Source organism: Niabella soli DSM 19437 (genome assembly GCF_000243115.2).
Lineage (GTDB): Bacteria > Bacteroidota > Bacteroidia > Chitinophagales > Chitinophagaceae > Niabella > Niabella soli.
Map to the genome: position 1 here is coordinate 99,183 of NZ_CP007035.1, position 14,707 is coordinate 113,889.

Consider the following 14,707-nt stretch of genomic DNA (forward strand, 5'->3'; position numbering starts at 1 on the left):
GAAAATGCTAAACGGATTAAACATATGCACAAGTGGCATGGTTAAAAAGTTTTAGATGCGTTAATTAAATTAATTGCAAGCTTTCTCATCGCATGCCTTTCTATTGAATCGCCTTTAAAAAATGAAAATTTGTATTCCTTAATCTCCGGATCAACCGTTGTTAATGGATAAAAATATTTTGCAACCTTCCTGAAAAAAAACAGAACCTCACCCGCCTGGTATATTCTGCATATTTCGATGCCAATTTCATTTATTTTCCTGAAATTCTTTTTAATGTCCTTATACCCGGTGACCGGGGATGGATTGAATGCGAAGACTTTTTTTATATCATTTGTTGCATATGCAGCTTGTTGTGCCAGGCCTCCGCCCAGGGAATGCCCGGTAGAAATAAATTCAACAGATTTATTTGGAAAAATATTTTTAACAGTTGAAATTAATTGTGGGATCAGCATTTGAACTTGATGATAGTAGTCCCAAAAAAAGTAGTGGAAAACTCCCCGCAAAACAGGATTTAGAGTAAACCATCTTAAATTGCAGATCCAATCATTAAAAACATTTGGCGTCGTGCCTTTAAATGAGATTACGATTTCGATTTTGTTTTCTGTTTTCCGGTGCCATACTTCATATACCAGCCCACAAATCATTTTCTGAGTTTTTAAAATTGGAAGTGGGATTTTCGGAAGGAATGCCTCATCAATTTTTTCCCAATCTGTTTTTACGGGTATAAAAGAACTGCTGGTTTTGTTCTCTGGATAGATATTGGAAGAAAAAATAGCATAGTCTACAAATTGCTTTGCCGCAATATTGGCTTTTAGTCTCTCCTGATGACTTCCGGTTAAGACAATAACAAATTTTGATCTGGTCATAATTCAGAATTTGTAACTAAACCCAATGGAATAAACCTGGTCGTTCCTGGCGTCGAATGGAAGTTTGCCTGAAGCATAACTTACAAACATTCCTGATGTGGATTGCAATGCCATAACAAAATAATTGGCCGAACTAAAGTTGGAATTTTTAATTGCTGCAGGAGCAGCCAGCTCCTGATAAAAACGATAATCTGCATTAAAGAATATATTTTCCTTGCGTATTCTTGAAATAAAGGTTCTGAAACTTGTTTCAAATTTGAATCTTGGAAAAGGGTTCAAGTTGCCGATAAGTTTTCTTCGTGTACTGTCGTTAGAAGGAATCACATAATCAAGTGTTAATTGAACAGTTGGTATTGTAGCGCCATAGACAGTAAACGATTTGTCGGTGCCCGTTATTAACCTTATTAGTGCAAAAGGGTAATCCAGTATGTTGAGCTTTGATAAAATGTTTTTTTTGTTCCAGGCTTTGGCTCCCAGGTCAATTGTAATGCCAGGAGTAAATTGGGTTTTTGAAAAGTCTTGAGTGGCCTCGAAAGCAAATTTTGGGCCAATACCATAGTAGTATTGGTTACTCAATTTCAGCTTGTCTCCAAATTCGTCCCATAGCGCAATGGCTTCCTTGCTTTTCATATCTTTTATCTTTACCAATTTGGTTTCAATATCATTAAGTTCAGAAAAGACAGAAGTATCGTGTTGTTTAATAACGCCGCCAATAAAAGCGGCATAATTATAAAACACTTTTGTTTCTAAGAGATTATTAGGATTCGCTCTCTTATTAAAGGCAACATTACCCTTTGCCGAAAGTCCGAGCGTATGTGAGATTCTGCTTTTATCTTTTTCGATAAACTTGGCGTAATCAAAATTGAAATCGTATGAGAACCCTAAAGATGTGGTTGTACTGTCTTTTGATTGGAATGTTTTGAAGGCAATATTCAGATCGTCCAGAAATTGGAATTTTTTATTTTTATTTGTATAACTCTGTTTGAGAAAGTCTTGCCACAAAGTATTGTAAAGATCGGGGTCTTTTATAATGCCATTTAATATGGTTTTTATTTCATCTTCTTTTTTATTTGCGGCTTTCAGGGTCATGACCAACCTATTGATTTGCTGATTCGACATTGCCTCCTGGCTGTTGGCAGAAAGAACTGCTGATATGATAACTAAAAACGATAAAATGTAACTTTTCATTATTCTGGTATCACTGGTTTAGCAAAGTTGATTCGCCCCAAAATTTATAGGAGTCATCAATCGTTTGGGCAAGATCTTTTAGTAGCTTTTTTTCATCAATAAGGATTTTGACCATACTGTTCATCGCTTTTGTTCTGTCAACATTAGCTTCATATTTGGCTCCACGCCCAATTCTGAAAATATGGTCTAGCTGGTCGGCAATAATCATTGCCTGCTGTTTCCTGAGATCGGGACTACCGAGTGTATTAAAATATGTCAACGTGTTCATTGCCAAATCACCGCTATCGTCAAAATTGGTCGACAACTGCTGCATGGAATAAAACGTGGACCACAACGTTGTACAAGCTCTGTTATTGGAGGACCAGTCTGTCATAAGTTTATTTTGAGTTTGTTGTATCTGGTGGTCTGTAATAGCTTCGATAGTGTCTTACCCTTCCGCCTCTCTTAAGCGTTAATTTAAAGTCTACTTGTCCTTTATAGCTGTTAAAATTGGGCTTGCTTCTTAATTCCAGTCGTTCGGTTAAATTTGGTCATCTCTAAGCACCGGTTGCTATACTAAAATTATACCTTTTTTATATATAAAAAAATAATTTATTATTTATTTTTATATATGTTGGGTCGCTAAATCAGGTGATGCGGCTGCGCTCGAAGCCCTACTATGGAGTTTGTTTTTGGGGTAGGTTTAACTCCTCTTTCGCCGAAAGGCGCGCAGGTCAGGAGACCTGGCCGGATAAAATCGGAGTCACCCGGAATATAAAAATTAATGGGGCAGGGCAGCAATCGCCCCAGCCGCCAAAATAAAAACCGCGAAGCTGCAAGCTTCGCGGAGCGATGATTAATGATATGTTCCGGCGTATTACCCGCCGCTATGTATATAATCCTGTAAATGATTAATCGTTTCTTTCTGCTGCAGGATGGTTTCTTTTACCACATCGCTGATGGAGATAATGCCCGCCAGTTGCTGATCAATAAAAACCGGCAGATACCGGATATTCTTATCGCTCATGAGCTCCATACAGCGTTCTACGGAATCTTCGGGAGTGACCTTTGGCAGATCGGTAGACATGATTTCTTCAACGGTGGTATCGGAGGAATGCTTGCCTTTCAGGATCACTTTCCGGGAATAATCACGCTCCGTCATGATCCCCAGGAAATTTTCTCCTTCTTTTACAACAAGCGAACCAATGTTCTTTTCAGCCATCAACTCCAGCGCCCGGTAAACGGTTGTGGCAGGGGGGATGCTGATGGCATCGTGCCCTTTTCTTCCCAAAATATTTGATACTTTAGACATGATAGCAAGGTTTATATCAGCAATATATTGAAAAAATAGAAGAAAAGCGATTAATTTTTTATTTATAGATCATAGGTCATGGATCATAGTTCATAGCCGCCTATGAACCATGAACTATTCCACTGCTTCCAGTTCTGCAGTGCTATAATCCTTGATTACGTTATACAAAGTTCCCCTCTCGACCGGTTTGCGTTTGGCCTGTTTGATCAGTACCACCAGGTCCTGCGTGGTCATGGAGGGGGTTTGCTCCTCGGCGCCGGCCATGGAATAGATCTTCGTGGTATCGTCGATCGTTCCGTCCAGGTCGTTTACACCAAAGGAAAGCGATAACTGGGCATTCTGCCGCCCCAGCATCGGCCAGTAGGCTTTAAGGTGAGGGAAATTATCCATATAAATACGGGCAATGGCATACAGGCGCATATCCTCAATTAAGGTAGATTCCGGGACATGGCTCATGTCATTATCGCCATTGCGGAATTTCAGCGGAATAAAAGTATTAAAGCCGCCGGTTTTATCCTGCAGGGCCCGCAGCCGGCTCATATGATCCACCCGGTCGGCAAAACTTTCTATATGTCCGTACAACATAGTAGCATTGGTGTGCATCCCCAGTTGATGGGCTGTCTCATGTATTTTTAACCAACCGTCGGCATCCACTTTATCCGCACAGATCTGCTGGCGCACCCCGGAAGCAAAGATCTCCGCACCCCCGCCGGGCAGACTTTCCAGTCCGGCTTCCTTAAGGTATTGCATCCCTTCTTCAACGGTTTTCTTCGCCTTGCGGAACATATAATCCAGCTCCACCGCCGTAAATCCTTTGATGTGCAGCCCGGGGCGATGGGCTTTTATTTTGCGCAGCAATTCGGCAAAAAACTCCAGGTTCATTTTGGGATGTACGCCGCCCACGATATGCACTTCTGTTACCGGTTCATTATCGTACTTTTTTACAATGTCCATCATCTGCTCCAGGCTCAGTTCCCAGGCTTCATCCCGATGGGCGTATAGCCGGCTGTAACTGCAGAAATTACAGGTATACACGCAGGCATTGGTGGGCTCGATGTGAAAATTCCGGTTGAAATAAGTGGTATCGCCATGTAATTTTTCGCGTACATAATTGGCCAGACTGCCCACGAAACCAAGGCTCCCTTTTTCGAAAAGAATAAGACATTCTTCGTCAGTGATTCGTTCGCCGTTATAAACTTTTGTTGCTATATTTTTAAGAGCGGTATCTTTTGGAAGTACATCTTCACTCAGCACTGTTACCATAAACTAAAATTTTGGCAAAGGTATGCTATAATGCTGAACGCCCAATGCTCAACGCTGGATTCCGGTTACAGGTTACAGGTCTCAGGTTTGACGTTTGACGTTTATCTTTTGCTGTTCACCACTAAGTTTCATTAAAAGGATCTTTTAAAATATAATGGTTCACAGCTTACGCGGATTGCCACAGAATGTTTTAAATCTGTGTAAATCTGGGAATCTGGTATCAGATGCTAAACATTATTAGCAAAGCCTCCTGCGTTGAGCATTAAGTGTTCCGCGTTGGGCATTAAGCCGGTAAAAAACGATTTTTCTAATAAAAAAAGGTGTTTTGTTATAAGTATAACAGAATCTCATAATTTTATCGATCAAAAACACTATTGCCAATGAGTTTGAAATTCAGATTGATTATTATCAATTTCCTTCAGTTTTTTATTTGGGGCGCTTACCTGACTTCAATAGGGGGGTATATGTATGCAACACTCCATTTCAAAGGGGAGGAAATTGGAACCGTTTTTTTAACACTTGGGATCGCTTCTATATTTATGCCGCCCTTGCTTGGAATCATCAGCGATCGCTGGGTGAACGCAGAGCGCTTGCTGGGAATAACCCATATCGTTGGCGCAATAGCGCTATATTATGCCTCTACAGTAACAACTCCATCCAAAATGTTTTGGGCCATGTTGTTCGTATGCATGACGTATATGCCTACAATATCTTTAAATAATACCGTTTCCTATCATATTTTAAAAAATAACGGGCTGGAACCTCAAAAATATTTCCCCCCCATCCGGGTGTGGGGTACAGTAGGCTTTATTGCTGCGATGTGGCTTACTGATTTATTTCATTGGACATTAACGGGCACTCAACTTTCCTTTGCCGCCGTGAGCGCGCTAATTACTGGCCTCTATTGTTTTACACTGCCACCCTGTAAGCCCGATAACAAGGACGGCCGAACCCTGGCTGAAGCTTTCGGAATTGAAGCGCTGAAATTATTTAAGATTCCCAGAATGGCGATCTTTTTTATATTTTCTATGTTTCTTGGCGCTGCTTTGCAAATTACCAATCAATGGGGGGTACCATTTGTTGATCATTTTAAGTTCGATCCCGTTTTCGCAAATACAATGGGCGTTAAATATCCAAACATCCTGATATCTATTTCCCAGATATCCGAAACGGCGTTTATCGTTACTATACCATTCTTCCTGAGAAGATATGGTATAAAAACAGTGATGCTGATGAGTATGTTTGCCTGGTTTTTAAGATTTGGGCTTTTTGGTATTGGCGATCCGGGTGGAGGGCTGATTTTTTTGGTACTCTCTATGATCGTATACGGCATGGCCTTCGATTTTTTCAATATTTCAGGTTCGCTTTTTATCGAGAGAGAGGCCCCTGCTACCATCCGGGGCAGTGCCCAGGGATTGTTTATGATGATGACCAATGGAATTGGGGCAATGATCGGAAGTTTTGGTAGTGGTTGGCTGGTGCAGCATTATACACAAGGAGCTAATACAGATTGGAAAACTATCTGGTTCATTTTTGCAGCGTATGCTTTAATAATCGGAATACTGTTTATGCTGATATTCCGATACAAACATGTTCCGTATAAAACTCAAAATCTTCCGGCTCATTAACGTGTGTTAGCGTTCGGGTGTCAGACGATAGACGTCAAATGTGAGACCTGAGACCAGGAACCTGTAACCTGAAACTGCCATCCGGGTATCCGGCCCTGCTGTATTGACATTTTTTTCACAACTTTTTGTCAATATTGCCTGTTATCTATCTGGGTGCTAAATTTGCAGTTCGTTTCCGGAACTAATAACAATTAAAATATTTAAAATGGCAAAAGAATTTAATGATTCCAATTTCCAGGCAGAGGTATTAGACTCTGATAAATTAACTGTGGTGGATTTTTGGGCAGAATGGTGCGGTCCTTGTCGCGCTATCGGGCCCGTAATCGAAGAATTATCAAAAGAATACGAGGGTAAAGTGAATATTGGTAAAGTGAATGTGGATGTAAACCCCCAGGTTTCTATGAATTACGGTATTACTTCTATCCCCGCCATCCTTTTCATTAAAGGCGGCCAGGTGGTAGACAAACTGGTAGGTGCACAACCCAAAGGAAACTTTGTTAAAAAGATCGAAGCGCACTCCAACTAATAAACGACCTCCTTCTATAAAGCCTCGTCCCGGTATCCGGAGCGGGGCTTTTTAGTATTCAGATTTCAGTTATCAGTCTTCAGACATCAGATTTATAGTCTGTATACTGATGACTGAAATCTAATAACTGAATACTGATAACTCTGATCTTTTCAACTTACATTTGGGTAACAAAAAAGAGCGTTATGAACTACAGTCAGATAGTAAAGCTATTGGGCAAAGAAAACGAATCGCTTTTTACCCATACCTGTAAAACCATCTCCAGCGATAAGCTGCATGTACCCAACCCGGATTTTGTTGATCAGATATTGCTGCCTTCCAACAGGGGCGTGCAAACGCTCCGGAACCTGCAGCAATTCTTCAATACCGGCCGGCTGGCGGGTACGGGGTATTTGTCGATCCTTCCCGTTGACCAGGGGATCGAACACAGCGCCGGCGCTTCTTTTGCAGCCAACCCGGAATATTTTGACCCGGAAAATATTATCAAACTGGCGATAGAAGGCGGTTGCAATGCGGTGGCCAGCACTTTTGGTCTGCTAGGCGCTGTCGCGCGTAAATATGCCCATAAGATCCCGTTCCTGGTAAAGATCAATCATAACGAACTGCTGACCTATCCCAATAAGTTTGACCAGGTATTGTTCGGCAAAGTGGATGATGCCTGGAATATGGGCGCCGCGGCCGTTGGGGCCACTGTTTATTTTGGCTCTGAAGAAAGCACCCGGCAGATCACAGAAATCGCGCGGGCCTTTGACCGGGCACATGAGTTGGGCATGGTAACGGTTTTATGGTGTTACCTGCGGAACAGCGCCTTTAAAAAAGATGGAAAAGACTATCATGTGTCGGCAGACCTTACGGGTCAGGCCATTCATTTGGGGGTTACTATCCAGGCAGATATTGTGAAACAAAAACTGCCGGAAAATAATGGCGGTTACCTGGCTTTAAATGCCGATGGTATCACTTACGGAAAATTTGATAAACGCATGTACACGCAGTTGGCAACAGACCATCCGATCGATCTTTGCCGCTACCAGGTAATTAATAGCTATATGGGGCGTGCGGGCCTGATCAATTCCGGCGGCGCCTCAGAAGGGAAGAAAGACCTGATGGAAGCGGTTCGTACCGCTGTTATCAACAAGCGTGCCGGCGGTATGGGCATGATCTCTGGCAGAAAGGCCTTTCAGAAACCGATGAAAGAAGGGATTGAATTGCTGCACGCGATACAGGATGTTTATTTAGAGAAGAAAATTGCGGTAGCGTGAAAGTGAATTAATTTGAAAATTTGGGAATGTGAGAATGTGGAAATATGGTCAATAGTCAGTGATCAATAATGAATAGGTTAGGCTTTCTTGTTAAGCCGGGATATGGACTAGATGATGAAGTGTGCGACGCAAGGATGCCTGATAGAAGCACTGTCGCCCAGTCTAAAAAAATAAATTGCTCGAACCCAGTATCCAGTATCGAGAATCCTGTAACTAGTAACCTGAAACCTGTAACCCGTAACAAAATAACAACATGTCTCAAAAAATAACAGCACTCTTTACAGATATCGGTGGGGTATTATTGACCAACGGCTGGGACCGGCAGGCCCGCACGCAGGCCGTTGAAAAATTTGGGCTGAATGCAGCGGAGCTGGAAGACCGGCATCACCTTACCTTTGATACCTATGAATCCGGCAAACTGTTGCTGGATGAATATCTGGATCGCATTGTTTTCTATGAGCCGCGGAAATTCTCAAGAGAAGTTTTCAAAGCCTTTATGTATCGCTATTCGCAGCCTTTTGATGATATGCTCCAACTGATGAAAGAGCTTAAGGAAGCCTATCGGTTGAAAATGGTGGTGGTCAGTAATGAAGGCCGGGAGTTAAATCAGTACCGCATCAACACCTTTAAACTTACCAGCTTTATCGATTTTTTTGTTTCATCGAGCTTTGTACATTTCCGCAAACCGGATGTTGATATTTTTAAAGTGGCACTGGATATGGCCCAGGTGCCGATAGAAAAGATTCTTTATATCGATGACCGGCCATTATTTGTTCAGGTGGCGGAAGGATTGGGTATTAAAGGGATTGTGCACCGGAGCTATGCCGAAACCAAAGCCAGGCTGGCGGAATACGGTTTAAAAGCAAAGTGATTGTGAAAAATAGCAGGCCTTCATTATAATATCATCCGGACTCGTTATTTTAGCAAATACATTTAAGTTTGTCAGTGAAGCATTTATCTATTAAAGATATAGCGAGGATTGCCGGGGTTGCGCCATCAACCGTATCTTTTGTTATTAACGGCCGGCATGAGGAAATGCGGCTCAGCAAGGAAATGGTAAAGCATGTGCAGGCGGTAATAAAAAAAACAGGCTATACGCCCAATCGTGCTGCCGCCAGTTTGCGTACCGGAAAGACGCATGTTATAGGACTGATCGTAGAGGATATCGCCAATTCCTTTTTTGCCTCGCTGGCAAAATCGGTAGAGCTGGCGGCCGCAAAGGCGGGCTACCGCGTAGTGTACGGCAGCACGGAAAATAATGATACGAAAGGAAATGACCTGATACAGTTGTTGGCCAAACAGGTGGATGGTTTTTTAATAACACCGTCAACGGGAATGAAAGCCGGGGTGCTGGCTTTGCGAAAAAACCGGAAACCCATCGTGTTAATTGACCGGTATTTTCCGGATGAGGAGATCTCCTTTGTATTGGTTGATAATTACGCTGGTATTCGCGAAGGAACACAATACCTGATTAATAAAAAGAAAAAAAAGATTGCGTTTGTAAACCTGGATATGGATCAGGTTCAAATACAGGAGCGGGAGCGGGCCTTTGTTGACACCATGAAAGCGCACGGTCTTTTTCAAAAAAAATTAATGCTGAAGATACCCTATTGTCAGGACCGAACCGGCTATGCGCCGCATATTGAAAAGTTTTTGGAAAAGCAGAAAGATATCGATGCGATTCTTTTTGCTACGAATTATTTAGGAATGTTTGGTATTAAGGCATTGAAAGAACAAGAAATTGTTATACCGGATGGAGTAGCTGTTATGAGTTTTGACGATACTGATCTGTTTCGTTTTTCTTCACCCTCTATTTCCGTGATCAGCCAGCCGGTACAGGAAATAGCGTCGCAGGCCGTAGGCTTATTGCTGGACCAGATCAATAGCCCGGGCACGAAGAGAAAACAAAAAGGTGTTTTGATCCCTCCGGAATTAATTATCCGGGAATCTGTATAAAAAAAGCCCGATGATTAAAAGGTTGTTCATAGTATATGCTGTTTTTACGCTGTTGAGTAATAACATAAAAAGCTATGCCCAGGCGGCAGTCAGGGAAAAAACCGCCTTCCAGATAGCTGCTCCCTGGAACGCAGCATATGATGTCCGGTCTGATGTTGCGATCGTTTACGGCGTAAATGATGCGGGTGGTAATTTTGAAGAACGCGTAAAAGGATGGCGCGATAAAGGATACCAGGTACATTTCATGACGGGCATTGCCTGGGGGCAGTATAAAGATTATTTCAAGGGCCTTTACGACGGCAAACAACATTTTGATGAAGGACAGAAACAGCGGAATGGAGATACGATCTGGCATGGTAAAGATGTTCCCTATATTGTTCCGTCTGAAGACTACCTCGGTTATATGAAGGCCCAGATGAAACGGGTTGTTGACGCCGGGGTAACGGCCATTTACCTGGAAGAACCGGAGTTTTGGGCGCGGGCCGGTTATAGTGAAGCCTTTAAAAGAGAGTGGCAGCATTACTATGGAGCGCCCTGGAGGCCGCAGCATGAATCGCCCGAGGCCACTTATTTGTCCTCGAAGCTTAAATACCATTTATATTTTAATGCCTTAAAAGAGGTGTTCGGGTTTATTAAACAGTATGCAAAAAGTGAAGGCCGGAATGTGCGCTGTTATGTTCCCACGCATTCACTGCTGAATTATTCTTCCTGGCAGATCGTAAGCCCGGAAGCGAGCCTGGCAACTATCAAAGACATGGATGGTTATATTGCGCAGGTGTGGACGGGCACGTCGCGGGAACCGGTCTATTATAACGGCATTAAAAAGGAACGGGTGTTTGAAAATGCTTTCCTGGAGTACGGCTCAATGGTTTCTATGACCGCGCCCACTGGTAAAAAAATGTTTTTTCTCACCGATCCCATAGAAGACTGGCCGCGTACCTGGGATGACTATAAACGCAATTACCAGGCAACCTTTACCGCACAATTGCTCTATCCGACGGTTGCGAATTATGAGGTGATGCCCTGGCCCAACCGTATTTATCTGGGAAAATTTAAATTGGAAAACGATACCGCCCGTTATCCGATTTCAAAAGAGTATGCCACGCAAATGCAAATAATGGTCAATGCATTGAATGAAATGCCCGCCTCATCCAATAAGCTCAATGGCAGTTCCGGCATCGGCGTATTAGTGTCCAACTCAATGATGTTTCAACGTTTCCCGACGCACCAGGGATATGAAGATCCGCAGCTTTCTAACTTCTATGGAATGGTAATGCCCTTGTTGAAAAATGGCGTGCCTGTGGAAACCGTGCATATGGAAAATCTGAAAAATGCAAATACGTTGAAGAATATCCGGGTGCTGGTGATGAGTTATGCGAATATGAAACCTTTATCAGTAAATTATCACAAAGCGTTGGCGCAATGGGTGCAACAAGGGGGCGTATTGTTGTATTATGGAAGAGACGATGATCCTTTTCAGTCGGTTAAAGAATGGTGGAATAGCAATGGCCTTAATTTTAAGGCGCCTTCGGCGGAACTTTTCAGGACATTGAATGTTGCAACGGCAGGCGATTTTGTAAAATCGGGGAAGGGTTGGGTGTGCATTAACCGGATAGACCCGAAAGAATTAGTGTTAACAGCAGGAAAGGACGGCGCTTATTTGAATGAAGTTGCCAAAGCATATAAACAGTATGCCAAAGCGGGCCCCCTGCAGACGAAGAATAATTTTCTTTTAAAAAGAGGCCCTTATATTATCGCTGCCGTGCTGGACGAAAATAAAGATGCCCACCCCCTGCTTATTCCCGGGCCGGTGGTTGATTTGTTTAACCCCGGTTTGCCCGTAGTAGCAACAAAAACGATCGCGCCAGGGGAACAGGCATTTTTATACGATCTACGGGCCATTCCTCCGGGACAGCCCAGGATCGTGGCGGCAGCCGGGCGCGCTTATGATGAAAAATACCAAAACAAACAGTACCGTTTTTTACTGAAGAGCCCTTCGCATACGGTTAACAGTATACGTATTTATCTCCCCCGGAAGCCAAAAGAGGTGCATCTTCAACTGGACGGGGTAAAAATTGATGCGTTGAAAGAACAGTGGGACGCTTCCTCAAAAACATTGTTGCTGCAATTTGAAAATTATAGCGAGGGGGTATCGGTATCCATCGATCTAAATGGGTAGGGGAGAGGCGACGCGGCCCATGCTGCACCGGTTGTCCCTGCTTACTCGATTAAATAGTGATTCTTTTCGCGTATTTTCGTAAAAGTTTGTAGTTTTATTTACGGGAGTTGTAAAGCTGATAAAAAAAGCATTTGCATTTACCGAATAAACATAAACTTTGCATTGGGAGAATTGAACGGTTGTTGCGAAATAAAAATTTACCATAAACGGTGTTAGCATTGATTAAAGTACCACTATGATCAAAAAACGGGTGTCGCTGAAGGATATTGCAAATAAAGTAGGAGTGTCCACTGCGTTGGTATCTTACGTGCTCAATGGCAAAGAAAAAGAGGCCCGCGTAGGCGAAGCGGCTGCAAAAAAAATTCGGAAAGTAGCTGCAGAAATGAATTATCAGCCCAACCTGATTGCGCGCGGGCTGAAGTTTGGAAGAACCCATACCATTGGCCTGATAGTGGCCGATATATCCAACCCTTTTTTTGCCATGCTGGCGCGTATCATCGAACTGGAAGCGCAAAAGAACGGATACACCGTGCTTTTTGGCAGCAGTGACGAGCAACTGGAAAAATCACAAAACCTGATCGACACGTTCTTAAACCGCCAGGTAGACGGTCTCATTATCACTCCCGTAGCCGGGTCACAGGCACAGATCGAAGGACTGAAGAAAAACGGAACGCCTTTTGTGCTGATGGATCGTGGCTTTACTGAACTGGAAACGAACCTGGTAGTGACCGATAACCATGATGCGATGTACAATGCAGTAAAACTGCTGATCCGGAACGGGCATAAAAAGATCGGTATTGTGGCCTATGATACGCCCCTGACGCATATGCAGGAACGGATAACGGGCTATAAGGATGCCTTAAAAGATAACGGCATCCGGTTCAATAGTAAATGGCTGGCTAAGGTTTCCTATGAGCACTACAAGGAAAATGTAGAAACGGCAATTGAATACCTCCTGGATAAAAAAACAGGACCCGTGGACGCATTGGTATTTGCTACCAACAGTATTTCCGTTCAGGCCTTGAAAATACTTCATTCAAAGGGCGTTCGGGTGCCACAGGACCTGGGGGTGATCAGTTTTGATGAAAGCGACGTATTCGATTTTTTCTATTCCTCTATAACCTACATTAAACAAAACCTGCAATCCATCAGCGAAAATGCGGTGCAATCATTATTGCAGACAATCGATGGAAAAAACAGGAAAGCCATTAAAGTGCTGGTGCGTTCTGCCATTGTTCACGGGGAAAGCAGTAATGCAAAAAAATAATAAAGTTGGTAGATATTTTTTAGCAGCTTATATTTGCTTAAACGTATAAGCTGGTCTTTGATTGTTTATTAAAAATTGTCTGTATGAAAAAAGTCGGAATCTTTGTCCTGTCTGCATTTATCCTGTTATCCGCTCATGCGCAGCAGGGCGCATTTAACGGGTTGGATATGAATCTTGGGAACCTGTCGCGCCTTTCGGATGCCAAAACCCGCTCTATAAGCCCCGAAAACTTTACCGGTGAAAAAGGCAGGGGCGGCATGGCCGATCCCGTAAAGGATAAAGGAAAACGTAATGTAGCCAACGCCGCAAATGAGGCACGGGATCTGGGCAAGGGCTGGAAAGTAAATCCCTTCATCATCATAAATCCGGGCGAGACCTTCACCATGGCGGATATTGCAGGCCCGGGCGCCATACAGCATATTTGGATGACCCCCACCGGCAATTTTAGTTTTTCCATTTTCCGGATCTACTACGACGGGGAAGCAGATGCTTCCGTTGAAAGCCCCGTGGGGCCGTTCTTTGGTATCGCCTGGAATGAATTTTCTCCGTTGAACTCGCTTCCAATCACGGTGAATCCGGGGAGTGCCTTCAACAGTTACTGGAAAATGCCGTTCCGTAAAAGCTGTAAGATCACCATGCAGAATACCGATAGCCAGCCGATGCGTTTATACTACCAGGTCGATTATACACTGACCAATGTTGGAGCGGATGAAGCCTACTTTCATGCCCAATACCGGCGTAGTAAACCCGATGTTAATTCCGTGCATACCATCCTGGATGGCGTAAAAGGCAAAGGGCAGTATGTAGGCACGTTTATGGGGGTAGGCGTTAACAATAACGGCTGGTGGGGCGAAGGGGAAATTAAGTTTTTTATGGACGGAGATAAGGATTATGCAACGATTGTCGGAACCGGGACCGAAGATTATTTCTGTGGGTCCTATAATTTTGAAAATAAGCGCACCCATCAGTATCAGGAGTTTTCTACAGCGTACACCGGGCTGCACCAGGTGTTGAAGCCCGATGGATTATACGGATCGCAACAGCGGTTTGGTATGTACCGGTGGCATATAATGGATCCTATTCGCTTTGAAGACGACTTAAAAGTTACGATCCAGGACCTGGGCTGGAAATCCGGCGGACGCTACCTGCCGCAGCACTCGGATATTATCACAGTGGCTTATTGGTACCAGACGGAGCCGCATAAGAAATTCCCTAAACTTCCTGACGCTGATGTGTTGGAAGTGAATTAGTCAATAGTTAATGGTCAATAGTTAATGGTCAATA

13 protein-coding genes are annotated in these 14,707 nt (G+C 43.4%); 8 read left to right on the top strand and 5 right to left on the bottom strand.

The annotated features are described in order from the left end of the window. Positions 1 to 41: 41 nt before the first annotated feature. From NIASO_RS00415 to mqnE, 5 genes are all read right to left on the bottom strand, one after another. Positions 42 to 866 carry a lipase family protein gene (locus NIASO_RS00415; RefSeq protein ID WP_008582280.1) on the bottom strand — a complete coding sequence of 275 codons (825 nt, stop codon included), beginning with the start codon at positions 864 to 866 and terminating at the stop codon, positions 42 to 44. 3 nt (positions 867 to 869) lie between these two features. Next, entirely contained in the window at positions 870 to 2,054 is a 1,185-nt protein-coding gene (locus tag NIASO_RS00420) for a hypothetical protein (RefSeq protein ID WP_025298563.1), read from the bottom strand. Between the two features lie 10 nt (positions 2,055 to 2,064). Next, positions 2,065 to 2,427, bottom strand: a complete 363-nt coding sequence (locus tag NIASO_RS00425) for a hypothetical protein (RefSeq protein WP_008582277.1) — start codon at positions 2,425 to 2,427, stop codon at positions 2,065 to 2,067. A gap of 483 nt (positions 2,428 to 2,910) precedes the next feature. Further along, entirely contained in the window at positions 2,911 to 3,345 is a 435-nt protein-coding gene (locus NIASO_RS00430; RefSeq protein ID WP_008582273.1) for a CBS domain-containing protein, read from the bottom strand. A gap of 114 nt (positions 3,346 to 3,459) precedes the next feature. Then, positions 3,460 to 4,608, bottom strand: a complete 1,149-nt coding sequence (gene mqnE, locus NIASO_RS00435) for an aminofutalosine synthase MqnE (RefSeq protein ID WP_008582272.1) — start codon at positions 4,606 to 4,608, stop codon at positions 3,460 to 3,462. 380 nt (positions 4,609 to 4,988) lie between these two features. Between mqnE and NIASO_RS00440 the strand changes: the two genes are divergently transcribed. From NIASO_RS00440 to NIASO_RS00480, 8 genes are all read left to right on the top strand, one after another. Continuing rightward, on the top strand, positions 4,989 to 6,236 hold the full coding sequence (locus tag NIASO_RS00440) for a nucleoside permease (protein ID WP_025298565.1): 1,248 nt from the start codon (positions 4,989 to 4,991) through the stop codon (positions 6,234 to 6,236). A gap of 205 nt (positions 6,237 to 6,441) precedes the next feature. Beyond that, positions 6,442 to 6,762 (top strand): thioredoxin, encoded by a 321-nt coding sequence (trxA, locus tag NIASO_RS00445; protein WP_008582267.1) that lies wholly within the window; start codon positions 6,442 to 6,444, stop codon positions 6,760 to 6,762. Between the two features lie 185 nt (positions 6,763 to 6,947). Then, entirely contained in the window at positions 6,948 to 8,021 is a 1,074-nt protein-coding gene (locus NIASO_RS00450) for a class I fructose-bisphosphate aldolase (protein ID WP_008582265.1), read from the top strand. 253 nt (positions 8,022 to 8,274) lie between these two features. Next, positions 8,275 to 8,892: an HAD family hydrolase gene (locus tag NIASO_RS00455; RefSeq protein ID WP_008582263.1), complete on the top strand. Its 618-nt coding sequence runs from the start codon at positions 8,275 to 8,277 to the stop codon at positions 8,890 to 8,892. A 74-nt stretch (positions 8,893 to 8,966) separates the two neighbouring features. Then, entirely contained in the window at positions 8,967 to 9,977 is a 1,011-nt protein-coding gene (locus NIASO_RS00460; RefSeq protein WP_025298566.1) for a LacI family DNA-binding transcriptional regulator, read from the top strand. Positions 9,978 to 9,987: 10 nt separating this feature from the next. Further along, positions 9,988 to 12,156: a hypothetical protein gene (locus tag NIASO_RS00465; RefSeq protein ID WP_008582261.1), complete on the top strand. Its 2,169-nt coding sequence runs from the start codon at positions 9,988 to 9,990 to the stop codon at positions 12,154 to 12,156. Between the two features lie 235 nt (positions 12,157 to 12,391). Further along, a complete protein-coding gene (locus NIASO_RS00475) occupies positions 12,392 to 13,423 on the top strand; it encodes a LacI family DNA-binding transcriptional regulator (protein ID WP_008582260.1) in 1,032 nt (343 codons plus the stop codon). A gap of 83 nt (positions 13,424 to 13,506) precedes the next feature. After that, the gene (locus NIASO_RS00480; RefSeq protein WP_008582259.1) at positions 13,507 to 14,673 is read left to right on the top strand and encodes a glycoside hydrolase family 172 protein; all 1,167 of its coding nucleotides are present in this window, start codon (positions 13,507 to 13,509) and stop codon (positions 14,671 to 14,673) included. Positions 14,674 to 14,707: the final 34 nt, after the last annotated feature.